Origin of the sequence: Halococcus dombrowskii (genome assembly GCF_022870485.1) — an archaeon.
GTDB classification, from domain to species: Archaea; Halobacteriota; Halobacteria; order Halobacteriales; family Halococcaceae; genus Halococcus; species Halococcus morrhuae.
The window spans coordinates 2,214,330-2,235,063 of sequence record NZ_CP095005.1 but is presented as its reverse complement, the minus strand read 5'-3'; the positions used below and the strand labels follow the sequence as shown (position 1 = coordinate 2,235,063).

The window sequence follows — 20,734 nt, the reverse complement described above, 5'->3', positions numbered from 1 at the left end:
CCATGGCATCGAAAGCGGCTTTCGGGGTCGTCAGCTATCATCCCCATGCACGTCGTGGCCAACGCGGCGATGAGCGCCGACGGCAAACTCTCCTCGCGCCGGCGCGAGCAGGTCGTCATCAGCGGGCCCGACGATTTCGCGCGCGTCGACGCGCTTCGGGCGTCCTGCGACGCAGTGCTCGTCGGCGGTGGGACGGTACGCGCCGACGATCCCCATCTCACCGTCGAGGATCCCGACCTGCGCGCGGAGCGTCGTGAGGCCGGCAAACCACCCCACCCCGCGCGCGTGGTCGTCGACACGCGTGCTCGTACACCGCCGGACGGCCGCGTGCTCGACGACGCCGCCGTGAGCTACGTGCTGGTCGGCGAATCGGCACCCGAAGATCGACGTAGTGTTCTTCGAGACGCTGGTGCGGAACTCCTCGTCGCCGGTGACGAACGTGTCGATCTCGCGGCGGGGTTTGCCGCGCTCGAAGCCGAGGGGATCGACCGACTGCTCGTCGAGGGTGGTGGCGAGATCCTCTTTTCGGCGTTCGAGGCGGGACTCGTCGACGAACTGTCGCTCTTCGTTGGCTCGCTCCTGATCGGTGGTCGCGATGCGCCGACGCTCGCCGATGGTACGGGGTTCGTCGAGGAGTTTCCGGCTCTCGACCTCAAAGACGTCGAGCGCGTCGACGACGGCGTACTCTGTCGCTACGCCGTCGAGTGATCAGTCGTCGGATTCGGCCAGCGGTGCCGTCTGCGCTTCGTCCGCATGGGTTTCGAGATACGTGTCGGCGTCGAGGGCGGCCTTGCTCCCCATCCCGGCGGCGGTCACGGCCTGCTGGTAGTGGTGATCGACCACGTCGCCAGCGCCGAAGATACCGGGGACGTCCGTGTGGGTCTGGCCGCCGCCCGTATCGCCCGCGGTGGTGAGATAGCCGGCATCGTCCATCTCGACATCCGTCTCGCGGAGATAGTCCGTGTTCGGGGTGTGACCGATGGCGAGGAAGACGGCCCCGACGTCGAAATCGAACTCTTCGGTCTGGGGATCGTCGCGCTTCTCGCTCGGATGACCCTCGGGATTGGTGAGTAGCGAGACGTCCTCGACACCCTCCTCGGGCGAGCCACGGATCTCGGCGAGCTCGGTGTTCCGCATCACTTCGATATCGCCCTCCTCGACGTGTTCTTCGAGTCGTTCGACCCAGTAGTCCTCGGCGCGGAACTCCTCGCGGCGGTGAACGAGGTGGACTTTCGAGGCGAACTTCGTCAGGAAGGTCGCTTCCTCCATCGCGGCGTCGCCGCCGCCGACGACGAGCATCTCCTCGCCGCGGAAGAACGCGCCGTCGCAGGTCGCACACGTCGAGACGCCGTAGCCCATGAGTTCGTCCTCGCCGGGGACGCCGAGCGTGCGCGCGCTCGCGCCGCTGGCGACGATGACGGCGTCGGCCGTGTAGCGCTTGCCGCTCGCGAGCGTGAGCTCGTATGGACGTTCGGCATCGTCGATGGATTCGACGACGCCGTGTTCGATCTCGGTGCCGAAGCGCTTCGCCTGCTCTTTCATCTCGTTGATGAGCTCCGTCCCGCCGATCCCCTCGGGGAATCCAGGGTAGTTGGCGACGTCGGTCGTGAGCGTGAGCTGGCCGCCCGGTTCGTCGCCTTCCAGGACCAGCGGGTCGTTGTTCGCGCGCGCAGCATAGATGGCCGCCGTCAGTCCTGCGATGCCCGACCCCGTGATGACGAGCCGACGATGGACCGGCTCCGCGTCCTCGTTCATACATTCGGTTGACGGTCCGCGAATAACTACCTTGTGCTGTCGGGGGAGTTTAGGGGGCTGTCCCCCTCGGTCGGGCCATGCCTGCAGATCTCGCGGAGAAGACCGACCGATACGAACGGCTGCTCGCCGACGCGCTCGCCGCGGCGACGATCGCGCCGCCGTCGGGGACGCCACTGGCTGATTCCGCCGCCGACTACGAGGAGATGGCGCGCTCGTATCTAGAGGACGGACGACATTTTCGCGCCAGCGACGACCCCGTGAACGCGCTCGCGGCGTTTTCCTACGGTCACGCGTGGCTCGACGCCGGTGCGCGCATCGGGCTGTTTTCGGTGCCGAACGAAGGTGATCTTTTCACGGTTTGAGAACAGATGCGGTCGGTGCGCTTACAAGGGGTGGGTGTGTCAGTTTCCTTCGATGGAGGCCGTTCTGTGGTACGTGCTGACCGGGACACGCGGTGGCACGAACCGCGTGCGTATTCTCCAAGCGCTCGACGAACGGCCACGTAACGCCAACCGTCTCGCCGAGGAGCTCGATCTCGACTACAAAACCGTCCGTCATCATCTCGACGTACTGGAGGAGAACAACGTTCTCGAAAACAGCGGTGACGACTACGGCGCGATCTATCTCCCGACCGAGCAGGCGCGCCATCACTGGGAGACGATCGAGGAAATCATCGACGAGGTGAACTGAATATGGTCCGATTTGGGAAAGAGTATATGCACGCAAACGAGGTATGTAGGGATAGATGGCGGCTCTGATCGACGCGATGCGCGTGTTCAGCGCGCTGAACGTGCTGCTGCTCCTCGGACTGGGCTACGTCTGGGGGCGGAACTTCCTCCAGTTCCGCTCGAAGCACACCCTCGGCCTGCTGGTCTTCGCAGTCTTGCTGCTCGCGGAGAACGCACTGGCGATCTACTTCTTCGTCTTCCACAACACGCTCACCCTCTGGGTGACGAACCCCGAGCTCGTCCCGCCGATCGCCCAGGAGGCGATGCTCGCGCTCCGGCTGTTCGAGTTCGGCGGCGTCGCCTTCCTCACGTGGGTCACGTGGGACTGAATGTGGCGCGGAGCCGTCGAAGGTGTTCGATCGGAAAACGTGCAAGGAACTGCAAGCCCATCGCTATCATTGCTCGCGCACAACCCCCTGCCGTGAGCAGCGTCGTCGGTACGTCTACCCGGAAAAGCGCCGCGATAAGCGGTAGTTTAACCCCCTCCACACAGACGGCGTCGAGAGGGCGTGAGGCGATCGATTTCGACGGTGTGTAACCGGTAGCTTTAAGTAGTTTACGAGCTAACGTATTGTCAGATACCGAGTTCTGGGAGTGGGCGCGACCGATCCCCAGCAGCCAACCGCATCCGAATCACAAACCCATGAGCGATTCAACAACACGAGTCAACGAGCGAGAACGAACCGACGAGAGCGAGGTCGAGGAAGAGGAAGTCGACGAAGACGAGCTCGTCTGTCCCGAGTGTGGCGGCCGGCTGGCCGCCGACAGCGAGCACGGCGAGACCGTCTGTACGAACTGTGGGCTCGTCGTCGAGGCCGACGAGATCGACCGCGGTCCCGAGTGGCGAGCATTTGACTCCGCCGAGCGCGACCAGAAGTCCAGAGTCGGTGCCCCGACGACGAACATGATGCACGACAAGGGGCTGTCGACGAACATCGGCTGGCAGAACAAGGACGCCTACGGCAACGCGCTCTCCTCGCGCCAGCGCCAGAAGATGCAGCGCCTGCGTACCTGGAACGAGCGCTTCCGTACCCGCGACTCGAAGGAGCGCAATCTGAAACAAGCGCTCGGCGAGATCGACCGCATGGCGAGCGCCCTGGGGCTTCCCGACAGCGTCCGCGAGACGGCGTCGGTCATCTACCGCCGCGCGCTCGACGAGGATCTCCTGCCCGGGCGTTCGATCGAGGGTGTCTCGACCTCGGCGCTCTACGCGGCGGCCCGCCAGGCTGGCACGCCCCGGAGCCTCGACGAGATCGCCACCGTCTCCAGAGTGGGGAAGATGGAGCTCACCCGGACCTACCGCTACGTGGTCCGCGAGCTGGGCCTGGAGATCCAGCCGGCCGACCCCGCGAGCTACGTGCCGCGGTTTGCCTCCGATCTCGAACTCTCGGAGGAGGCCGAGCGGCGCGCGCGACAGCTCCTCGAAACCGCCAAGGACGAGGGGATCATCAGCGGCAAGAGCCCCGTCGGGCTCGCTGCTGCCGCGGTCTACGCCGCCGCGCTGCTCACCAACGAGAAGGTCACGCAGGGCGCGGTCAGCGAGGTCGCCGACATCTCCGAGGTCACCATCCGAAACCGGTACAAGGAGCTGCTCGAAGCCGAAGGCGACGTGATGGCCGCCTGATCGACGCGAACCTTTTTGTACTCGTCGCGTGTTGAACGGTGACATGGACGAAGCAGCCGTCCAACTGTTGTGTCCGGAATGTACGAAACACTGGCGCGAGACGCCGCGCGAGCTTCCGGCGGGCGGGTCGACGTTCCACTGTCCGAACTGTCACGCGAGCTATCGTATCAGCGAGTTTATGCGAACCGATCGCGATCTCAGCGCGTTCAAACAGTTCCAGTAGTCGGACGAACCGTGTGAGGAACTGCATTATCATCGATGACAATCACCGCCGTGAACGGCCGTTTCACGGCGTTTTTCGCCTCCGTATGTTAACGAGAGTCAGGATACTACTAATATCCTCCAGTCACTAGGGACATGTGCCCATGAAAAAGCAGGAGCTTATCCACCTCCACGGCCTGCTTGCAGAGGTACGTAAGCATCACGAAGCACGGACGGGGAAATCGGCCGACTACGACTCGTACGAATCGCTCGGCGTCCGGCCGACATCGATTCACCAGTCGAAGACAGACCACAAAGCCGCCGTCTTCGCGCTCGCTGACGGTATTACAACCGATATGCGACGAACCGAAACCGAGGAGACGGTTCCGGCGGCCGCCGACTGAGACGAGCGAACGGCAGACAACCGCGTTCTCCGGTCAGCAACGTTCCGTAGCGCCGCGGTTCACTCTTCGAGCAGCTCGTCGAACTCCGGCAGTAGATCTTCGTCGCCGTCGTCTTCGTCACTGGCATCGTCCTCATCGCTGGTGTCATCCTCGTCGGTGACGATGTCGTCGTCATCCTCGGCTTCGTCGTCGCTTTCGAGGATCTCGATTTCGAGGACGTCGAGCGGGATGTTTTCGAGTCGTTGACCGATCTCCTTGCGCGCGATGCGGGCGGCGTGTTCCTCGCGTTCGACGCTGAAGACGGTCATTTCGAGTTCGAGTGCGACGAGCGCTTCGTCGGCGACGATGAAGGCCGGTTCCAACTCCTCGCCGGCGGGCGAGCTGCGCGAACCCATCTCGATCTCGACGTAGCTCAGATCGGGGTTGAGCATTCCGCCGGTCTTCGAGATGGCGATGCGGACGGCCTCGTCGGGCGTCTCGACATCGTAGACGGGCACGGCGGCCTCGACGACGACTCGACAGTCCATGTCGGCCGTTCATCGGCTGATAGTATCAACGTTGGGTCGCCGAAGTCGAAAGGGCCAACGACCACCCGTTCGTCCACCATCGTGATGGAGACCGGCAGCCTCGACCTCGACGAAGTGGCGGGCGACTTCGATCTGCAGGCCACGCTCGAAAGCGGCCAGAGCTACGCGTGGCAGCGTGCGGACGGCCGGATGTACGATCGACCGTCGGCCGTCGGCGGGTCGGCGTGGTACGAGACGGTGCTCCCGGCGACGGTTACCGGCGAGCGCGAGGTGCTCCGCACCCGCCAAGTCGACGGTCGGCTCGACTGGGAGGCGACGACCGACGCAACGGAGCTGCTCACCCACCGACTGCGACTCGATGACGATCTCGACGCCATCCGCGACGCGACGCCGGCCGAACCGCTGATCGAGCGGGCGTTCGACGCCTACGAGGGGCTGCGAGTGGTCCGCGATCCGCCGTTCGTCTCGCTCGTCTCGTTCATCTGTTCGGCTCAGATGCGCGTGTCCCGCATCCACGGGATGCAGCGCACGCTCGCCCGCGAGTTCGGATCGGCGATCGAGTTCGACGGCGAGACTTACCACGCCTTCCCGACGCCCGTGCAGTTGGCCGACGCCAGCGAGGAGGAACTGCGCGAGTGTTCGCTCGGCTATCGAGCGCCCTACGTCGAGCGGACGGCCGAACTCGTCGCGAGCGGCGAGGCACACCCCGAATCGGCCAGCGGGATGGCCTTCGAGGAGGCTCGCGAGTATCTCAAGCAGTTCGTCGGCGTCGGGGACAAGGTCGCCGACTGCGTACTCCTCTTCGCGCTCGATTACCTCGAAGCCGTCCCGCTCGACACCTGGATCCGACAGGCGATTTCCGAACACTATCCCGACTGCGATCGCGGCTCTTACGCCGAGACCTCGCGGGCGATCCGCGAGCGCTTCGGCGACGACTACGCGGGCTACGTCCAGACGTACGTGTTTCACTATCTGCGTGGCGGGGTCGAGTGATCGTCGGCGAACCGTCTACCGGAGCCAGACCGCTTTTGCTCGTCCGCCGAAAATCCGGTCCATGAGCGAGACCCGTGCCCACGTGTTCGTCTCCGGTCGCGTCCAGGGCGTCGCCTATCGTGCGAACACCCGCGACACCGCCCGCGAGATCGATGTCGATGGCTGGGTGCAGAACCTGGACGACGGCCGCGTCGAGGCGGTTTTCGAGGGCAAGGAAGGAGACGTTGAGCGCATGGTCGAGTGGTGCCACAACGGCAGTCCGGCCGCGGAGGTCGAGAGCGTCGATGCCAAATACGGCGATCCCGAGGGACTCTCCGGGTTCGAGGTTCGGCGTTGAGCGGTCGATTCAGGTCCTATCGCCAGCCAGCCGGTAGTATGTAACCGTCTCGCCATCGTCATCGATCTCGTTTTCGGTGACGATTCCCTCCGCGACGAGTTCGTCGAGCGCCCCGTCGACGTCGTCGATGACGATCGCGCTCGCGGTGATATCGCCGGCGATGTCGACGATGTTCTCGGTCACGATCGAGATCCCTCTTAGCCGTCGGCTCACGCGATCTGGGTCCTCGGTTTCGCCGAAATCGACGCCTTTGATGATCTCGGCGCGCGTGTACGCGTTGTCCGGGTTCTCACCGAGAAAGGCGACGATGAGGTCGCGCTCGCTCTCGTACTCGCCCACCGGGGTCGTCGCGGGGTCGCCGGTTTCGGCAGCCGTCGTCGTGCCCGCATCCCACTCGGCTTCGGTGATCGGCATGCGTGCCCTGGGTCGGTATTCGCAAAAAGCGTACCGATGAATCGACTCTCCCGTTTCACCACGGCGGTCCTACAAAGTTAACCCAGAGCCGACCGAACTCGCGCCATGATCGACACCGACCGGATGGCCGCCGTCGACGAGAACGCGGCGGCGCTCGGCGTCCCCAGGAAACAGTTGATGGAGTCGAGCGGCAACGCCGTCGCCAGTGCGGTCCAAGACGTCGCCGAGCCGGACGCGCGCGTGACGATCGTCGCCGGCCGGGGCAACAACGGCGGTGACGCGTTCGTCGCCACGCGCTTTCTCGACACGTACGACACGCGCACGCTGCTACTCGGGCGCGCCGAAACGGTCACGACCGGGATCGCCCGCGAGAACTGGGCAGCGCTCGAACAGGCTGGCTACGAGATCGATGAAGTACGCGACTCACGAAATCTCGATCTCGGGAATCCGGATGTCGTCGTGGACGCGATGCTCGGCACGGGAATTACCGGCGAACTCCGCGAGCCCGAGGCCACGGCTGCGCGTGCGATGAATGACTCCGACGCGACCGTTCTCTCGGTCGACGTTCCATCGGGTGTCGATGCCGACACCGGCAAGGGAGGTGCGGGAGCCGTCGATGCCGACCACGTCGTCACGTTCCACGACACGAAGCCCGGACTCGACGCGCTCGACGCGGACGTACGGGTCGCCGACATCGGAATCCCGCGGGCCGCCGAGCGGTTCGTTGGGCCGGGCGATCTCACCGTCGAGCGCGATCCACACGGCGAGAAGGGCGATGCCGGGCGCGTGTTCGTCGTCGGCGGCGGTCCCTACACCGGCGCACCGGCACTCGCGGGGCAGGCTGCGCTCCGTGCGGGTGCCGATCTCGCCTTCGTCGCGGCCCCCGAGCGCGTGTTCGAGCCGATCGCGAGCTACGCCGAGGATCTCATCGTCCAGCCCTACGACGCCGATCGGCTCGGTCCCGACCACGTCGATGGGTTGGTCGAGACGGCGACCGATCACGACGACGTCGTGGTGCTCGGGCCGGGACTCGGCAGCGCCGACGAGACCCACACGGCCGTCGAGGAGTTCCTCCGACAGTTCGACGGCCGGGTGGTCGTCGATGCCGATGCACTCGCCGTCGTCCCCGAGATCGAGACGGACGCGACGCTCGTCTGCACGCCGAACCGGAAGGAACTCGCCGCGATGGGCGGCCCCGACGTCGACGACCTCAGCGAGCACGTCGACGAGATCGAGGCCTTCGCCGCCGATCTCGGCCACGTCGTGCTGGCGAAGGCGAAGGACGACGTGATCACCGACGGCGAACGGACGCGGATCTCCCGGACCGGAACGCCCGGGATGACTGTCGGCGGGACCGGCGACGTGCTCGCCGGGATCACGGCCGCGCTGCTCGCGACGCGGAACCCGTTCGAGGCGGCCAGCGTCGCACCCTACGTCAACGGCCGGGCGGCCGAGCAGTTCTCCGAGAGCGGGCTGCTCGCCTCCGAACTGCTCGACGGGATCCCGCACGCGATGGAGGCGGACCGATGAGTGACGATCCGGGCGACGCGAGTGAATTGACTCACACCACGACCGAAGGCGACGCACAGATGGTCGACGTCGGCGCGAAACCCGATAGCGCGCGCCGGGCGGTCGCCCGCGGCACGATCCGCCTCCGAGAATCGACGGTCGCGGCGATCGCCGACGACGGGATCGAGAAGGGGAACGTCCTCGCGACCGCGCGCATCGGCGCGATCCGTGCCGTCAAGCACACGTGGGAGACGATCCCGCTCTGTCATCAGATCCCCATCACGAACGTCGAGACCGAGTTCACCCTCGATGACGACCACGTGACGCTCACCGTCACCGTCGAAACCACTGGGAAAACGGGCTGCGAGATGGAGGCCCTCCAGGGTGTGACGACGGGGCTCAACACCGTCTGGGACATGACGAAGGCCGCCGAGAAGGACGAGGACGGCCAGTATCCCGCGACGGAAATCGAGGGCGTGCGAGTGCTCGAAAAGGAAAAGACGCTCGACGAGAACTGAGCTTCCTTCAGCCGTCACCGAACGGCCGGATCTCGCTCTGGCCGTCGAGCACGAGCTGTACGTCGCCATCGTACTCGTTCGTGCGCCCGCCGATCAGGCGATAGCGTTCGTTTTCGCGCATTTGGCGGAGCCCGTTGTCCGCCCAGACGACGAACCGGATCAGCGTCACGTCGTCGTCACGACCGCTGTCGGCCGGCGCGAGCAGGCCGACCTGTTGAACCGACGACGAGGAACTGTTCCACAGCGTCGCGACCCGCACGTCGGTGCTGACGCCGTGATCGGTCGGGAGTGCGGGCAGCGAGCCGAGCGGGGTGAGTTCGATCTCCCGGCCGTACTCGTCGGTGATGCTCTTGGAACTACCGGTGAGCAGATCGAACAGGACAGGAACGACGAGCAGTACGCGAAGCACGCGCCACGTCACCGACCGCGTGTTCCGGCGCTCCCAGTCCCGTGCTCGCTGCGCGAGTTTTCCGTTACCGGCGTGTTTGTCGGCATGACAGGTCGGACAGAGCGTCTGTAGGTTCGACAGCTCGTGGCCACCGCCATTGGATTTCGCCACGATGTGGTCGACGTCGAAGTAGACGTCGTCGACGCGCGTGCTCTTGACACCACAGCCCTGACACGTGTAGCCGTCGCGGGTGAGCACCGCCTTCCGTCGGCCGTCCCAGTCCGGCGGATACTCGTTGCTCGTGTAGTCGTCGTACGCGGGGTTGTAGCTCGTCTCCGTCGCCATGATCTGTGACGTTCGGCGAACGTTTCGTCCGTGACAAGAAGCTACCGGGATCGTCGTCCGTTCGGCTGCTTGCTGTCTCCGGATTCGAACCGGACACACGACCCCTTCGGACTAGTGACGGTCGACGACCCCGACACCGACCGAGCGCTCAGGCCGATTCGGCCGGCACGGTGAGGTTTGCGGCACGATCCCGACTCCGCTCGACGACCGCCGGGCGCGCGGCGAACGTGACCGTGACCTGCTCGCCGTAGGAGACGTCCTCGACGCGGGCGTGATCGTGGATCCAGGACACGAGGCTCATCGTTCCGTCGCCCATCGGCAACACGAGCCGCTCGCGTTCGTAATCGGGAAGTTCGCCTTCGACGCGTTCGAGCAGCGCCCCGACGTCGTCGCCCTCGGCGGCGCTGACCGGCACGGGATTGGGCGCGAGCGCCGACAGCGCCTCGCGCTTTTCGGCCAACTCGTCGGCGTCGACGCGGTCGGTCTTGTTCAGAACGGTGACGATCGGGGCCTCGTTGCGCTCGTAGAGCGTGTCGTGGGCGGTGACGAGCTTCTCGCGCATCGTCTCGGTCGGCTCGCTCGCGTCCACGACCAGGAGCACGAGATCGGCGCGGTAGACCGAATCGAGCGTCGACTTGAACGATTCGACCAGCCAGTGAGGGAGATCGGAGATGAACCCCACCGTGTCGGTCACGAGCACCGGGCGATCCATCGCCGCCCGGCGCGTGGTCGTCCCGAGCGTCGTGAACAGCCGATTCTCGGATTCGGCAGTCGAATCGAGATCCGGATGGAGCCCCTCGTTCTCGTCGATATCGACGTCGGCAGCGAGCCGGCGCAGCAGCGTCGACTTGCCGGCGTTCGTGTAGCCAGCCAGCGCCACGAGATCGAAGCCGGACTCGCGGCGCTGTTCGCGTCGATGGGCTTCGGTCTCCTCGATCCCGTCGAGCTCCTCGCGGATCGCGCTGATCTGTGCCTTGATGTCCTGCTCGCGCGATTCGTCGTACTCGCCGAGCCCCATGAACCCCGGGCGCTCGTCGCGCTTGGCGAGGCTCGTCTTCGCCTCCGCGCGCGGGAGTTCGTATCTGAGTTCGGCGAGTTCGACCTGGAGCTGGGCCTTCTTCGTCTCCGCGCGCTGGCCGAAGATCTCGAGGATCAGCCGGAACCGATCCAGCACTTCGGTGTCGCCCGGCAGACGCTGGCCGAGGTTGTAGATCTGGTAGGGGCCGAGCCGGTTGTCGAAGATCACCGCCGCCGCGTCCCGATCGCGGACGAGCGCCGCGAGCTCGTTGGCCTTCCCCTCGCCGAGATGGAGCGCGGCGTCCTCGGTCCTGGTCTGGGTGAGCGTGCCGACGACCTCGTGGCCGGCCGCCGCCGCGAGATCGGCGATCTCACCCGTGTCGGCGCTGCCCGAATCGACCCGCTTTGCGATGATGACCTTCATGTGGTGGCTCGACGCGTGGCGTCGATCGGTCGGAAATACGGCTCCATCCCCTTTCAATCCCGGGTCCGATCCGTCGCGTCCGTCGCCCGCCATCGACCGAGCCGATCGATGCGTCGTCAGGTTTGTTCCTCGGGCGGAACGAACGGACCGACCGAGACCGTATAGCGCGCGATCGTGGCGAGCCTGAGCATGTAGCTGAGAAGGATCGCGAGCGGCAGCAACACGATCGCGATGGCGGCGCTGACGACGACGGGCAACAGCGGCTGTGCGACGGTCGCGCTCGGGACGGTCGTATAGATAGTCGTGGCGTAAAACGCGACGAGCAGGATGGGGATACCGAGGGTGGCCAGCCGTCGAGAAAGCCCCGCGAGGTCCTGCTGGATCGCGATCGTCTTGAAGAACTGTCGGGCGACCGCGACCGCTTCTAACAGCTCCGTCACCGCGTCGAGCTCCTCGGTCGAGCGGTCGTCGTGCGTCCGACGGATGGCCTCCGTTTCGGTCAGGCGCTGTGCGTAGGCCGGCCCGACCAGCGTCGAGACGATCGCCATCGTGTCCTCGGTGCCAGCGACCCCTTCGAGGCGTTCGGCGTAGGAGTCGATGGCCGAACGGTATTCCTCGATCTCGTCGGTCGTCTCGCCGTCGTAGTTCGCGGCGAACGCTTCCACCCGCTCGCCGATCGTCTCGCCGATGAGCGCGAGGAACGCCGCCGGGTCGTTCGGACTCGTGGCGCGACCCGTGAGCTCCGCAACCGATCGCCGGAATTCGCGCGTACCGTCGAGGCGATCGGTGAGATCTTCGACCGTCCCGAACACCCGCGAGAGCACGAGCTGGTTCACGGTGAGCGTGATCGTGATGACCGAGAACAGTCCGGAGACGACGCCGCTGCCGAACATCGACGAGACCGCGCTCGCCGGTTGGAAGGTGACGAGCCCGATCCGCGTCGCGCCGAACGTGATCAGGAAGGCCATGGCGGCGAGCAGAACGGAAACGAGCAGTCGGTTGCCGTCGATGAGGATCCACTTCGAGAGTTTGTTCATGATGAGCGTCTCCAGTCAGCGCAGCGAATCACCGGTGATCGTCGCGTTGCGCGTCTCGACGACCGTGCCGTTGACGGTGTTTGCGGCAACGATGGTCGCGGACCCGTCGGGCGGCAGGAGGATGGCGGCACTCGACTGGCCGCTGTCGAGCGTGGTCCGGTGGAACGTCTCGCCGTTCGGAGCGACGACGAGAAGTCGATCGACGCCCTCGTCGGTCGTCGCGTTCGGAACGAGACTCAGCTTTGCGTTCACCTGCCCGATCGCCACCGACCCGCTCGCGGACGCCTCCGCGAACACCGCCGATTCAGTCGTGTTCAGCTCGACGGCCGGATCGGTCGTGAGACAGCCGCTGGTCACGAGAAGTGCGACGAGGGCGACGACGGCCAACAGCCGCACTCGCGAACCCCGCATCACTCAGTATGTCGGCCGTAGACCGGTGGTTCGGCACCGCCCGCCGCTCCCGATTCGTTCGTCATGAATCTCCCTCACGCGGCATCGGTATGAGCGTACTGCCTTCGGTGGCCGGCTCACCGGGTGCGGATGTCCTCCTCGTCACGCACTTTCTTGGTCTCGCCTTCGCCCGCCGACTGTTCGCTGACGAGTTCGTAGAAGTCGTTCTGCAGGCCGGCGGGGAACTCGACGACGCCGATCCAGGAGCCGTCGTTCTGCCACTCCTCCCTGACGAGATCGCCGAACTGGCGGATCTGTGCCTGCGCGCTGCCGGCGTGTTCGGCGGGGATCTGGGCGGCCATCGTCACCTCCTCGAAGCGGATGGGGATCACGGGGCGCAGCGCGTCGAGCGCGTCGTCGATCTGGCTTTCGACGGGGTCCATCGCGTCGATCCGGAAGTCGGTCTCTTCGAGCGCCGACTCGATCCGATCGGGCGGGTGGGGTGCGCCGTCCATCTGTGGGTTGACCGCGTTGCGCGCGATCGTGTTGATGAGCTGTTTGCGCTTTTGGGCCTGCATCTCGCGGCGCTGCTCGGCCGTGATCTGGATCTCGCCCTCACGGATCACTTCGGGGATGATCTCCAGCGGTTCGGTCGTCCCGAACACCTCCTCGACGTCGGCCTCGGCGGGGCGATCCCCGCGGGAGGCGTCCTCGAAGACGTCCTCGGCGGCGATCACGTCCTCGAGATCGTCCTCGAACTCGCCGCGGTCGATGGAGAGCGCCGCATCGGGATCGACGAGCACCTCGAAGCGTGCCCCGTGCGATTCGAGGCGTGCCGTCACCGCCTCGTCGAGCGATATCATGCCACCCTCTGGGGGGCGAAGCTACAAGTCGTTTCCCATCGCGAAAAAGCACGGCCCGTCGGCGTCGTGGTTACTCGTCGGTGTCCTCGTCGTCGCTCTCGAAGAGTTCGTACTCGTCGAGATACGAATCAACCTCGTCGTCGGGGAGCTCCGCGAAGCGCTCGGTCTCGACGTCGATCGTGGCGACGCCGATGCCCTCCGGCGTGAGGCCGCCGTCGACGGATTCGGCGAGCGTTTCGAGGGCGAGGCCGATGCCGCCCTGGAGATCCATCGACTCTTGGTAGTTCTCTTCGAGATACTCGATCATCTCGCTGCGGCCGGAGCCGATCGCGAGCGCCTGCCACTCCGACGACGTGCCGGACGGATCGGTCTCGAACAGCCGCGGCTCGCCGTCCTCGATGCCGCCGATGATGAGCGCCACGCCGAACGGGCGTGCGCCACCGACCTGCGTGTACTGTTGGATGTGGTCGGTGACTTCCTTGGTGATCGTCTCGACGCCGATCGGCTCGCCGTAGCGGAGCTGCTCGACTTGGGCCTGGCGGCGCGCGAAGTCGATGAGCTGGCGGGCGTCGGCGACGTGGCCCGCGCTGGCGATGCCGATGTGATCGTCGGCCTTGTGCATCTTCTCGACGCTCTCGCGCTCCATCAGCGGCGAGCGGAAGCGCTTGTCGACGGCGAAGACGACGCCGTCGTCGGTCTTGACGCCGATGCTCGCGGTGCCACGCTTGACGGCCTCGCGGGCGTACTCGACCTGATAGAGTCGCCCGTCCGGCGAGAAGATCGTTATCCCGCGGTCGTAGGCCTGCTGTTGGGATTGTCCCTGCATAGTTTTAGATATCGAGTGTTGTCGCTCCCACGAACCCACTCTCCGAGTCGATCTCGACCCGATCGCCCCGCACGGTCGCGGGCCGTCGTGCATCCGCGAACGCGACGTTTCTCTCGGCGGATTCTCGGGCCGCGCGACCTTTATACCTTTCCTCACAGGCGCGTATCGTTCCGCTCACGCCGAGCACTCGGATGCCGACCGGCGCGTCGCCGACGGTGTCGACACAGGCGATCGCGGCCCGTGCTCGTTCGACCTCACCGTGGCGCACCCGGACGATCGCCAGCCCCGATCCATCCTCCACGTCGAAGTCGATGACGCTGAGGTCGGCATCGGCGCTGCCCGGATCGCCGAGGAGGTTCTGGGCGGCGTACCAGCACTCGCGCTGGAAGTCGCGTGTGCCGAAATCGCCATCGGGCCACGATTCGATCGCGACCGCGAGATAGCGCCGGCGCGGACGGAGATGTTTCGGCAGGTGTTTCACGCTTACTCGTCCGCCGCGCCCCTCCCGTCGGCGCGTTCGGCGACCAGCACGCCGACCTGATCGTGAACGCGCTCGACAGCGGTGAGCGAGAAGCCTGCATCCGTCAGCGCGTCGGCGAGCGTGCCGACGGTTGCGGGATCGTCGACGTCGGGCGAGTAGAAGGGTTCGTCGGGATCGGGCTCGCCGAAGAACATCACGTCGCCAAGCACGAATTTGCGGGGGCCGAGAGCCGCGATGGCTTCGATCGCCTCGCGCTTTTCCTCGTCGTCCAGATGGTGCATCGCGAAGTTCGAGACCACGACGTCGACCGACTCGTCGACCGCCGGCTCGCGGAAGTTCCCTTCGCCGAACGTGACGTTTTCGATACCTGCCTCCGTTGCCTTCGATCGGGCTTCGTCCATCATCCCGTCCGAGATATCACGGCCGACGACCCGCTCGGCGTCGCCCGAGAGCGCGAGCGCGATGGCCCCCGTTCCGGTGCCGAGATCGAGCACGGTATCGTCGGAGTCGGGCGCGGCGTGTTCGACGACCAATGACGCGCAGGCACGGTATTCGGCGCTGTCCTGATCTTCGTCGTAGCTCCCGGAATGCTCGTCGAAGCGCGCGGCGTGTTCCTCAATCGTCTTCTTCATATCTCCCTCTGCGGACGCCCGGCCCAATGAACGACTCGCTTAGGCGCTCGCGATTGCGAGCCGCGAGATGACCCCACTCGGCGAGCCCGCGCGCGACCGCCTCGCGATCGAAGCCGATGACGTCGCCGAGCGCGAGCAGCTCCCGTGGCGCGCGCAGTTCGAGATGGCTCTCCGGACTTGCGCTCACCACGTAGGGTGCGTCGTAGTAGGCGACGATCTCGCGGAGCTTGCGGAGATCGCCGAGCGCCTGGACGCGCCGGCCGCCGCTCGTCCGGAGAACACGCCCGAAGTCGAACTCGAAGCGCACGCCGTTTCGCTTTGCCGCTCGTGCGAGCACGTGGTTGACGTCGCCGTCGGCCATCGGCCGTGCCAGAACGTCGACGCGGGGCTCCTCGCAGGCGAAGCGGTTCAGCGCGTCGGAGCCCTCGACTACGACCAGTGTGTACTCCTCGCGATGCTCCTTGACTCGCGAACTCGCCGCAGACCGGCTATCACCGCCGATCTCGACCGCATCCACGGCGTCGATGTCGTACTCGTCGGCGATCTCGCTTCTACTCGGACCACCGTCGAACGCATTGGGGCCGTTACGAACGACGATACCCGAGAAATCGTACTCTGCGGCCGTCAGCGCGAGCCGTGCGGCGGTGCTCTTGCCGTCGGGATACGCACGGACGGCCTCGTATACGTCCATCTTACGCCCGCGATTCGAGTGCGTCGGCGGCGTTCTCGATGGCCGCCGCCTTCTTCGCGGGGTAGGCCTCGACCTTCGCGCGGAGTTCGATCCCTGGACCGCGCTCGACTCGTCCGCCGTAGGCTGCCTGTTTGTCGAGACGTAAGAATAGCGAGCAGTTCTCGTCGACACGCTCTTCGAGTTCGGTGCGGATCGCGTCGAGGTCGATCGCGGCGAGTTCGTCGAGCACGTGGCGGATCTCGTCGGCGTTCTCGACGCGAGCCGACAGCACGACGATGCGATCGCCGTTGAACCCCTCGTTTTCGATACGGTCGATCGCGACCTCGTCGGGGAGGAACTGACGGAGCGCGCCCTGAACGCGCGCCTCGTCCTCGGTCGCATAGCAGAAGGTCCGCAGGTCGATGTAGTGGAACGGAACGCCGCTCATACCCTTGCTCCGTTCTCGGGCGACAAACGCCTTACTCCTCGGCTTCGAGCGAGTCCTCGGGGACGCCCGCCTCCTGACCGTCCTCGAAGGTGACGGTGTAGGTCGCGTCGCCGAACATCGTTTCCATCACCTGCGTCACGGTGCCCGTCTCGCCGTCGTACTCGCTGTGCTCGTCGTGCAGAACGACCTCGTCGTCTTCCTCGAAGCTCATGGATCGCGTTATCGGACGGGCGGATAAAAGCGCCGTGTTTCGCCGTGAACGGCCGTGCGCCGCGCCCGATCAGGTTTCCTTGCTCACGCTCATCGTGTCCGTCGTGACGAACAGCAGCTCCGTCCGCTGGGCGACGACCGAGAACACGAGTCCGAGCAGGACCCCGTAGGCCCAGTGGGCCAGCAGCGTCAACAGGAGGTAGAGCACGAGCGCCAGCCCGGCCTGTGAGCTGTAGAAGGCGACGAGGAAGCCGGTCCACATGATGGTGGCGAAGACGAACCCGCTCTGAACCATCGTCCGACCGGGGAGATAGTCGTTGAGCACGGCGAACAGCAGCGGCCACGTCGTCATGCCGCCGCCGGCGAAGATGACGTAGCCGAGCAGCGCGTTGTCCGGCCGTCCGAGGCCGAGATAGGCGAGTTCCGAGAAGGCCGCGCTGTCGATGACGCCGAGGGCGATCCCGGCCCAGAGGATCGGTGCCATCGCGAGCAGGCCGACCCCGCCGGCGATCGCACCGATGACGCCGCCCTTGACCACGGCGACGACGTCGTTTTCGGCCTCGCTCTGTGACTCGCCCGCGATCGCCGCGATGACCGAATCGGACCGTGACATACGCACACATAGTGGGCCAAAAATAAAAGTCCATCGCGCAAACGATCGACGACAGCCGATTCAGCCGTAGGACTGGCCCTCGTTGCGCTCGGCGTTCATCCGCCGGATCGCCCCACAGGCCGTGCTCGCGTCGTAGCCGAACAGGACGTCCTTGGCGTAGGCGTCGGCGACCTCGGCGGCGTGGATCAGCTCGTCGAGATCGATGTCGGGCGCGTAGAGCTCGATCGAGAACGGTGTGCCGAGCGCATCGAGAAAGCCCTTGGCGATGATCTCGATCCAGTAGGTCGTCGAGTAGGCCATGTCGTACAGCGGGACGACGAACTCGTCGACGTACTCGGAGAGCTCGTCGAAATCGATACCCGAACGCTCGACGAGATGGCCGGGATACGGGTCGGGATGGAGCGTGAGATACAGTCGCCCCGGCACGCGCTCGGCGGCATCGGCGACGAAATCGGTGATGAGCTGGCGACGCCATTCGAACCGGTCGTCGAACGAGCTTTCGGCGAACTGCTCCATGCACCGATCGCAGAAACAGTACTCCGGACGGGGAAAGCCCACGTCGTCGAGGCGGACGTCCCCGCTGACCGCGGCGGCGTCCGCGATCGTTTCGAGCAGCCCCTCGCGGTAGCCGGGATGGGTCGGACAGACGTACGCCCAATCGAAGTAGCGACGTTCGCGGGTCGCCCGTTCGCCCGCCTCGTTGACCGGCACGATCTCGGGATCGGCGTCGGCGATGGCGTTGTCGGCGTGACAGGAGATCATGCTCACCGCGTCCTCGACCGGTTCGTTCGTCCGGCCGCTCACGGATTTGACCTCGAAGAACGCGCGGTCGAACTCCGGCCAGTCGAGCTCCTTCTCGTTGCGCGTGACGACCCCGAACATACCCGAAGTGGGGTGTGGGCGCGGGTAAGCGGTTCGCTCCGCGCACCCGATCGATTCACTTCAATCCGGCCGCGGCGAGGACGATACCGAACAGGAGACCGATCACCAGAAGCCCACCGCCGCCGATGGCGTATAGTTCGGTCGTCGTCCACTGGAGTCGGCTCCCGTAGCGCAGAATGCCCGCCGACACCAGCAGGGTGAGCCCGGAGCCGACGAGCGTCGTCACGAAGTCGAACCCGAAGCGTGCGCCGGGATCGGCCATATCATCCATCAGTCATGGAACGGGTTTCGGCCTTCGGCCGGCGGCTGCAAGCGTGCGCCAGCCGCCGGCAGAAAAGCTACCCTTCAGACGTCGATGTGGTCGGTCAGGCGACGACGGATGATCGTCCCGCAGTACAGACAGCGCACGCCGTCGTCGAGCACCTCGAAGCGGGTGGCGACCGGTTCGTCCGCGGTGGTGATGCAGTTGCGGTTCGGACACGAGAGCACGCCCTCGACGGATGCAGGCCGTTCGACGCGATTCTTCTCGATCACGTCGTACTCGCGGATGATGTTGATCGAGGCCGCGGGTGCGACGAGCGAGATGACCTCGACTTCGTCCTGACTGAGTTCGCGCCCCTCGATCTTCACCACGTCCTTGTAACCGAGCCTGTCCGAAGGAACGTTCATTCCGACGCTGACGACCTCGTCGGTGGCGCTGTCGATGCCGAGAATGGCGAGCACGTCCGGCGCGTGCCCGCCCGCGATATGGTCGATGACGGTGCCGTTGCGGATCTTGCTGATCCGGAGTTCGTGTGCCGACTCCTCGCCACCTTTTCCGTCATCGCTCCGCCCCTCACTCTCGTCGCGATCGTTCATCGGTCGTCCTCCGAGAGCAGCAGATCGAGCAGCGCCATCCGCACGGGAACCGCGTTGTGGGCCTGCTCGAAGTAGTGTGCGTGCTGGGTCGCGTCGACGTCGGGGGCGATCTCGTCCACCCGGGGGAGCGGGTGCATCACCACGCACTCCTCGCGTGCATCGTCGAGCGTTGCGGCGTCGATGCGGTACTCGCCGGCAACCTGTCGGTACTCGTTCTCGTCGGGGAAGCGCTCGCGCTGGATGCGAGTCACGTAGAGGACATCGAGTTCCTCTATGACGGCGTCGAGATCGGTGTGTTCCTTGAGCCGCGCGCCCGACTCGTGGAGATCGTAGCGGACGCTCCGGGGGAGGCTGAGGCTCTCGGGACTGACGAAATGCTGGCGGGCGTCGAACTTCGTGAGCGCGTAGGCCAGCGAGTGGACGGTCCGTCCGTATTTCAGGTCGCCCATGATCCCCACCGTCAGATCGGCGAGATCGCCGGCCGCCTCGCGCATCGTGTAGAGATCGAGCAGCGTCTGGGTCGGATGCTGGCCGGCCCCGTCGCCGGCGTTGATCAGCGGGATATCGACGAACTCGCTCGCCATCTGCGCCGCGCCTTCACTGGGGTGGCGTAGCACGAGCGCGTCGGCATAGCCCTCGACGACGCGCACGGTGTCAGCGAGGCTCTCTCCTTTGGTCGCGCTGGAGGACTCGACCGGTCCCATGTCGAGTGCATCCCCACCCAAGCGTTTGATCGCCGTCTCGAAACTCATGTGGGTGCGCGTGCTCGGCTCGAAAAAACAGAGCGCGAGCAGATCGTCGGCGTGGCGATCCCGGTCCGGCGGCGTTCGATCGATCTCGGCCGCGCGATCGAGCACCGTCTCGATGTCCGCCCGTGAGAGGCTCTTGGCGCTGATGACGTGGTCGTGGGTCACTGCATACAGCCGGGCACCGACTCGTCTTGAATCCCCCGACACGCCCCGTCCGCCGGCAAGCTTTATCCAGCCTCATCAGAAAGATAATCCAATGTCAACGCGCCTGCCGACCGGCATCGACGTTCTCGACAACCGACTCGGGGGTGGGGTTCCAGCGGGGAGCATCGTCGCCCTTTCGGCCCCGCCGGCGAGCCAGGCCGAACTCCTGCTCGCCGAGTTCGTGGTGCCGCGCGAAACACTCTATCTCACGTTCGAGCGACCCGCAGCGGTCGTCTCGGCGAATATCGAACGAACGAACGTGGATACCGGCGAACCGACGATCCAGGCGGTCGATTCTGACGAGCCGATCGACGAAGCGCTCACCGTCCTCGACGACCTCCCCGAGCGCTCGACGGTCGTCGTCGACTCACACTCGGCGATCGAGCGCGCCGAGCGCCCGGCGTTTCTGGAGTTCATGGCCGGTCTGCGCCGACGCCTCGACAACACTGGCAGCCTCGCCGTGTTGCACTGCCTCGACGGGCGTGACGTCTCGCCCCTGCGCGACAGTACCGAACACCTGGCGGACGTAATCTTCCGGCTCACGACCGATACGACCGGCGCGACGGTCGAGAACCGCCTCGCGGTGCCGAAGTTCCGCGGCGGGCGCGCACTCACCGAGACGCTCAAACTCACCCTGACCGATCGAGTCGCCGTCGACACTAGTCGCGATATCGCGTAATGAGACGG

General features: G+C 65.6%; 31 protein-coding genes. 12 read left to right on the top strand and 19 right to left on the bottom strand.

Going from position 1 to position 20,734, the window contains the following annotated elements:
- The first annotated feature begins 45 nt into the window (after positions 1 to 45).
- The gene (locus tag MUK72_RS11500) at positions 46 to 708 is read left to right on the top strand and encodes a 2,5-diamino-6-(ribosylamino)-4(3H)-pyrimidinone 5'-phosphate reductase (protein ID WP_244700745.1); all 663 of its coding nucleotides are present in this window, start codon (positions 46 to 48) and stop codon (positions 706 to 708) included.
- On the opposite strand, the gene MUK72_RS11495 is transcribed toward MUK72_RS11500, so the two are convergent.
- Positions 709 to 1,755, bottom strand: coding sequence for an NAD(P)/FAD-dependent oxidoreductase (locus tag MUK72_RS11495; RefSeq protein ID WP_244700742.1), 1,047 nt, complete (start codon positions 1,753 to 1,755; stop codon positions 709 to 711). It lies immediately after the preceding gene.
- A 77-nt stretch (positions 1,756 to 1,832) separates the two neighbouring features.
- Between MUK72_RS11495 and MUK72_RS11490 the strand changes: the two genes are divergently transcribed.
- From MUK72_RS11490 to MUK72_RS11465, 6 genes are all read left to right on the top strand, one after another.
- Positions 1,833 to 2,117: a DUF357 domain-containing protein gene (locus tag MUK72_RS11490; RefSeq protein ID WP_244700739.1), complete on the top strand. Its 285-nt coding sequence runs from the start codon at positions 1,833 to 1,835 to the stop codon at positions 2,115 to 2,117.
- Between the two features lie 52 nt (positions 2,118 to 2,169).
- Positions 2,170 to 2,445 carry an ArsR/SmtB family transcription factor gene (locus tag MUK72_RS11485; RefSeq protein ID WP_004054896.1) on the top strand — a complete coding sequence of 92 codons (276 nt, stop codon included), beginning with the start codon at positions 2,170 to 2,172 and terminating at the stop codon, positions 2,443 to 2,445.
- A 55-nt stretch (positions 2,446 to 2,500) separates the two neighbouring features.
- A complete protein-coding gene (locus tag MUK72_RS11480; RefSeq protein ID WP_244700737.1) occupies positions 2,501 to 2,812 on the top strand; it encodes a DUF8036 family membrane protein in 312 nt (103 codons plus the stop codon).
- 314 nt (positions 2,813 to 3,126) lie between these two features.
- The gene (locus tag MUK72_RS11475) at positions 3,127 to 4,107 is read left to right on the top strand and encodes a transcription initiation factor IIB (protein ID WP_004054891.1); all 981 of its coding nucleotides are present in this window, start codon (positions 3,127 to 3,129) and stop codon (positions 4,105 to 4,107) included.
- A 43-nt stretch (positions 4,108 to 4,150) separates the two neighbouring features.
- A complete protein-coding gene (locus MUK72_RS11470; protein ID WP_244700734.1) occupies positions 4,151 to 4,330 on the top strand; it encodes a DUF7836 family putative zinc-binding protein in 180 nt (59 codons plus the stop codon).
- 142 nt (positions 4,331 to 4,472) lie between these two features.
- The gene (locus tag MUK72_RS11465) at positions 4,473 to 4,712 is read left to right on the top strand and encodes a UPF0058 family protein (protein WP_244700730.1); all 240 of its coding nucleotides are present in this window, start codon (positions 4,473 to 4,475) and stop codon (positions 4,710 to 4,712) included.
- 59 nt (positions 4,713 to 4,771) lie between these two features.
- Here MUK72_RS11465 and MUK72_RS11460 read toward each other — a convergent pair whose 3' ends face one another.
- Positions 4,772 to 5,239 (bottom strand): DUF555 domain-containing protein, encoded by a 468-nt coding sequence (locus tag MUK72_RS11460; protein WP_244700713.1) that lies wholly within the window; start codon positions 5,237 to 5,239, stop codon positions 4,772 to 4,774.
- Positions 5,240 to 5,323: 84 nt separating this feature from the next.
- Here MUK72_RS11460 and MUK72_RS11455 point away from each other — a divergent pair, with 84 nt between their 5' ends.
- Together MUK72_RS11455 and MUK72_RS11450 are read left to right on the top strand one after the other, a co-directional pair.
- Positions 5,324 to 6,232, top strand: coding sequence for a DNA-3-methyladenine glycosylase family protein (locus tag MUK72_RS11455; RefSeq protein ID WP_244700710.1), 909 nt, complete (start codon positions 5,324 to 5,326; stop codon positions 6,230 to 6,232).
- Between the two features lie 61 nt (positions 6,233 to 6,293).
- Complete coding sequence (locus tag MUK72_RS11450) at positions 6,294 to 6,569, top strand: acylphosphatase (RefSeq protein ID WP_244700707.1); 276 nt, start codon at positions 6,294 to 6,296, stop codon at positions 6,567 to 6,569.
- 9 nt (positions 6,570 to 6,578) lie between these two features.
- Here the strand turns inward: MUK72_RS11450 and MUK72_RS11445 are convergent, their stop codons facing one another.
- Positions 6,579 to 6,983 carry a hypothetical protein gene (locus tag MUK72_RS11445; RefSeq protein WP_244700704.1) on the bottom strand — a complete coding sequence of 135 codons (405 nt, stop codon included), beginning with the start codon at positions 6,981 to 6,983 and terminating at the stop codon, positions 6,579 to 6,581.
- A gap of 105 nt (positions 6,984 to 7,088) precedes the next feature.
- Between MUK72_RS11445 and MUK72_RS11440 the strand changes: the two genes are divergently transcribed.
- Together MUK72_RS11440 and moaC are read left to right on the top strand one after the other, a co-directional pair.
- Entirely contained in the window at positions 7,089 to 8,513 is a 1,425-nt protein-coding gene (locus tag MUK72_RS11440; protein WP_244700701.1) for an NAD(P)H-hydrate dehydratase, read from the top strand.
- Positions 8,510 to 9,010, top strand: coding sequence for a cyclic pyranopterin monophosphate synthase MoaC (moaC, locus tag MUK72_RS11435; protein ID WP_244700685.1), 501 nt, complete (start codon positions 8,510 to 8,512; stop codon positions 9,008 to 9,010). Before MUK72_RS11440 ends, moaC begins: the two co-directional genes overlap by 4 nt.
- Positions 9,011 to 9,017: 7 nt before the next feature.
- Here the strand turns inward: moaC and MUK72_RS11430 are convergent, their stop codons facing one another.
- From MUK72_RS11430 to pyrB, 16 genes are all read right to left on the bottom strand, one after another.
- Positions 9,018 to 9,743, bottom strand: a complete 726-nt coding sequence (locus tag MUK72_RS11430) for an HNH endonuclease (RefSeq protein ID WP_244700682.1) — start codon at positions 9,741 to 9,743, stop codon at positions 9,018 to 9,020.
- Positions 9,744 to 9,891: 148 nt separating this feature from the next.
- A complete protein-coding gene (gene hflX / locus MUK72_RS11425; protein WP_244700679.1) occupies positions 9,892 to 11,184 on the bottom strand; it encodes a GTPase HflX in 1,293 nt (430 codons plus the stop codon).
- Positions 11,185 to 11,300: 116 nt separating this feature from the next.
- The gene (locus MUK72_RS11420) at positions 11,301 to 12,221 is read right to left on the bottom strand and encodes a DUF7972 family membrane protein (RefSeq protein WP_244700676.1); all 921 of its coding nucleotides are present in this window, start codon (positions 12,219 to 12,221) and stop codon (positions 11,301 to 11,303) included.
- Between the two features lie 15 nt (positions 12,222 to 12,236).
- The gene (locus tag MUK72_RS11415; protein ID WP_244700673.1) at positions 12,237 to 12,632 is read right to left on the bottom strand and encodes a hypothetical protein; all 396 of its coding nucleotides are present in this window, start codon (positions 12,630 to 12,632) and stop codon (positions 12,237 to 12,239) included.
- A 116-nt stretch (positions 12,633 to 12,748) separates the two neighbouring features.
- Positions 12,749 to 13,474 carry a ribosome assembly factor SBDS gene (locus MUK72_RS11410; protein WP_244700670.1) on the bottom strand — a complete coding sequence of 242 codons (726 nt, stop codon included), beginning with the start codon at positions 13,472 to 13,474 and terminating at the stop codon, positions 12,749 to 12,751.
- A gap of 70 nt (positions 13,475 to 13,544) precedes the next feature.
- A complete protein-coding gene (gene psmA / locus MUK72_RS11405) occupies positions 13,545 to 14,300 on the bottom strand; it encodes an archaeal proteasome endopeptidase complex subunit alpha (protein WP_244700667.1) in 756 nt (251 codons plus the stop codon).
- Positions 14,301 to 14,304: 4 nt separating this feature from the next.
- Positions 14,305 to 14,781 carry an Rpp14/Pop5 family protein gene (locus tag MUK72_RS11400; protein WP_244700664.1) on the bottom strand — a complete coding sequence of 159 codons (477 nt, stop codon included), beginning with the start codon at positions 14,779 to 14,781 and terminating at the stop codon, positions 14,305 to 14,307.
- A gap of 2 nt (positions 14,782 to 14,783) precedes the next feature.
- The gene (locus MUK72_RS11395; protein WP_244700661.1) at positions 14,784 to 15,413 is read right to left on the bottom strand and encodes a class I SAM-dependent methyltransferase; all 630 of its coding nucleotides are present in this window, start codon (positions 15,411 to 15,413) and stop codon (positions 14,784 to 14,786) included.
- Complete coding sequence (locus MUK72_RS11390) at positions 15,397 to 16,104, bottom strand: RNase P subunit p30 family protein (protein WP_244700658.1); 708 nt, start codon at positions 16,102 to 16,104, stop codon at positions 15,397 to 15,399. Before MUK72_RS11390 ends, MUK72_RS11395 begins: the two co-directional genes overlap by 17 nt.
- Before the next feature lies 1 nt (position 16,105).
- Entirely contained in the window at positions 16,106 to 16,531 is a 426-nt protein-coding gene (locus MUK72_RS11385; RefSeq protein WP_244700642.1) for an RNA-binding protein, read from the bottom strand.
- Between the two features lie 31 nt (positions 16,532 to 16,562).
- Positions 16,563 to 16,742, bottom strand: coding sequence for a hypothetical protein (locus MUK72_RS11380; RefSeq protein WP_004054856.1), 180 nt, complete (start codon positions 16,740 to 16,742; stop codon positions 16,563 to 16,565).
- Positions 16,743 to 16,811: 69 nt separating this feature from the next.
- Positions 16,812 to 17,354 carry a DUF6789 family protein gene (locus MUK72_RS11375; RefSeq protein ID WP_004054855.1) on the bottom strand — a complete coding sequence of 181 codons (543 nt, stop codon included), beginning with the start codon at positions 17,352 to 17,354 and terminating at the stop codon, positions 16,812 to 16,814.
- A 60-nt stretch (positions 17,355 to 17,414) separates the two neighbouring features.
- Positions 17,415 to 18,236, bottom strand: coding sequence for a hypothetical protein (locus MUK72_RS11370; protein WP_244700639.1), 822 nt, complete (start codon positions 18,234 to 18,236; stop codon positions 17,415 to 17,417).
- 55 nt (positions 18,237 to 18,291) lie between these two features.
- Positions 18,292 to 18,498 carry a hypothetical protein gene (locus MUK72_RS11365; RefSeq protein WP_244700636.1) on the bottom strand — a complete coding sequence of 69 codons (207 nt, stop codon included), beginning with the start codon at positions 18,496 to 18,498 and terminating at the stop codon, positions 18,292 to 18,294.
- Positions 18,499 to 18,581: 83 nt separating this feature from the next.
- Positions 18,582 to 19,094: an aspartate carbamoyltransferase regulatory subunit gene (gene pyrI / locus MUK72_RS11360; RefSeq protein WP_244700632.1), complete on the bottom strand. Its 513-nt coding sequence runs from the start codon at positions 19,092 to 19,094 to the stop codon at positions 18,582 to 18,584.
- Positions 19,091 to 20,008 carry an aspartate carbamoyltransferase gene (pyrB, locus tag MUK72_RS11355; RefSeq protein WP_244700629.1) on the bottom strand — a complete coding sequence of 306 codons (918 nt, stop codon included), beginning with the start codon at positions 20,006 to 20,008 and terminating at the stop codon, positions 19,091 to 19,093. Before pyrB ends, pyrI begins: the two co-directional genes overlap by 4 nt.
- 91 nt (positions 20,009 to 20,099) lie before the next feature.
- Here pyrB and MUK72_RS11350 point away from each other — a divergent pair, with 91 nt between their 5' ends.
- The gene (locus MUK72_RS11350; protein ID WP_244700626.1) at positions 20,100 to 20,726 is read left to right on the top strand and encodes an RAD55 family ATPase; all 627 of its coding nucleotides are present in this window, start codon (positions 20,100 to 20,102) and stop codon (positions 20,724 to 20,726) included.
- The last annotated feature ends 8 nt before the right edge of the window (positions 20,727 to 20,734 follow it).

Bases quoted from the DNA above. Each gene is read 5' to 3' on its own strand.
- MUK72_RS11375 (WP_004054855.1), bottom strand. From the start codon at position 17,354: ATGTCACGGTCCGATTCGGTCATCGCGGCGATCGCGGGCGAGTCACAG.
- hflX (WP_244700679.1), bottom strand. From the start codon at position 11,184: ATGAAGGTCATCATCGCAAAGCGGGTCGATTCGGGCAGCGCCGACACG.
- MUK72_RS11415 (WP_244700673.1), bottom strand. From the start codon at position 12,632: ATGCGGGGTTCGCGAGTGCGGCTGTTGGCCGTCGTCGCCCTCGTCGCA.
- MUK72_RS11500 (WP_244700745.1), top strand. From the start codon at position 46: ATGCACGTCGTGGCCAACGCGGCGATGAGCGCCGACGGCAAACTCTCC.
- MUK72_RS11365 (WP_244700636.1), bottom strand. From the start codon at position 18,498: ATGGCCGATCCCGGCGCACGCTTCGGGTTCGACTTCGTGACGACGCTC.
- psmA (WP_244700667.1), bottom strand. From the start codon at position 14,300: ATGCAGGGACAATCCCAACAGCAGGCCTACGACCGCGGGATAACGATC.
- MUK72_RS11485 (WP_004054896.1), top strand. From the start codon at position 2,170: ATGGAGGCCGTTCTGTGGTACGTGCTGACCGGGACACGCGGTGGCACG.
- MUK72_RS11450 (WP_244700707.1), top strand. From the start codon at position 6,294: ATGAGCGAGACCCGTGCCCACGTGTTCGTCTCCGGTCGCGTCCAGGGC.
- MUK72_RS11495 (WP_244700742.1), bottom strand. From the start codon at position 1,755: ATGAACGAGGACGCGGAGCCGGTCCATCGTCGGCTCGTCATCACGGGG.
- MUK72_RS11350 (WP_244700626.1), top strand. From the start codon at position 20,100: ATGTCAACGCGCCTGCCGACCGGCATCGACGTTCTCGACAACCGACTC.
- MUK72_RS11440 (WP_244700701.1), top strand. From the start codon at position 7,089: ATGATCGACACCGACCGGATGGCCGCCGTCGACGAGAACGCGGCGGCG.
- MUK72_RS11480 (WP_244700737.1), top strand. From the start codon at position 2,501: ATGGCGGCTCTGATCGACGCGATGCGCGTGTTCAGCGCGCTGAACGTG.
- MUK72_RS11455 (WP_244700710.1), top strand. From the start codon at position 5,324: ATGGAGACCGGCAGCCTCGACCTCGACGAAGTGGCGGGCGACTTCGAT.
- MUK72_RS11430 (WP_244700682.1), bottom strand. From the start codon at position 9,743: ATGGCGACGGAGACGAGCTACAACCCCGCGTACGACGACTACACGAGC.
- MUK72_RS11385 (WP_244700642.1), bottom strand. From the start codon at position 16,531: ATGAGCGGCGTTCCGTTCCACTACATCGACCTGCGGACCTTCTGCTAT.
- MUK72_RS11460 (WP_244700713.1), bottom strand. From the start codon at position 5,239: ATGGACTGTCGAGTCGTCGTCGAGGCCGCCGTGCCCGTCTACGATGTC.
- MUK72_RS11465 (WP_244700730.1), top strand. From the start codon at position 4,473: ATGAAAAAGCAGGAGCTTATCCACCTCCACGGCCTGCTTGCAGAGGTA.
- MUK72_RS11410 (WP_244700670.1), bottom strand. From the start codon at position 13,474: ATGATATCGCTCGACGAGGCGGTGACGGCACGCCTCGAATCGCACGGG.
- MUK72_RS11475 (WP_004054891.1), top strand. From the start codon at position 3,127: ATGAGCGATTCAACAACACGAGTCAACGAGCGAGAACGAACCGACGAG.
- MUK72_RS11470 (WP_244700734.1), top strand. From the start codon at position 4,151: ATGGACGAAGCAGCCGTCCAACTGTTGTGTCCGGAATGTACGAAACAC.
- MUK72_RS11445 (WP_244700704.1), bottom strand. From the start codon at position 6,983: ATGCCGATCACCGAAGCCGAGTGGGATGCGGGCACGACGACGGCTGCC.
- moaC (WP_244700685.1), top strand. From the start codon at position 8,510: ATGAGTGACGATCCGGGCGACGCGAGTGAATTGACTCACACCACGACC.
- MUK72_RS11395 (WP_244700661.1), bottom strand. From the start codon at position 15,413: ATGAAGAAGACGATTGAGGAACACGCCGCGCGCTTCGACGAGCATTCC.
- MUK72_RS11390 (WP_244700658.1), bottom strand. From the start codon at position 16,104: ATGGACGTATACGAGGCCGTCCGTGCGTATCCCGACGGCAAGAGCACC.
- pyrI (WP_244700632.1), bottom strand. From the start codon at position 19,094: ATGAACGATCGCGACGAGAGTGAGGGGCGGAGCGATGACGGAAAAGGT.
- MUK72_RS11490 (WP_244700739.1), top strand. From the start codon at position 1,833: ATGCCTGCAGATCTCGCGGAGAAGACCGACCGATACGAACGGCTGCTC.
- MUK72_RS11420 (WP_244700676.1), bottom strand. From the start codon at position 12,221: ATGAACAAACTCTCGAAGTGGATCCTCATCGACGGCAACCGACTGCTC.
- MUK72_RS11380 (WP_004054856.1), bottom strand. From the start codon at position 16,742: ATGAGCTTCGAGGAAGACGACGAGGTCGTTCTGCACGACGAGCACAGC.
- MUK72_RS11370 (WP_244700639.1), bottom strand. From the start codon at position 18,236: ATGTTCGGGGTCGTCACGCGCAACGAGAAGGAGCTCGACTGGCCGGAG.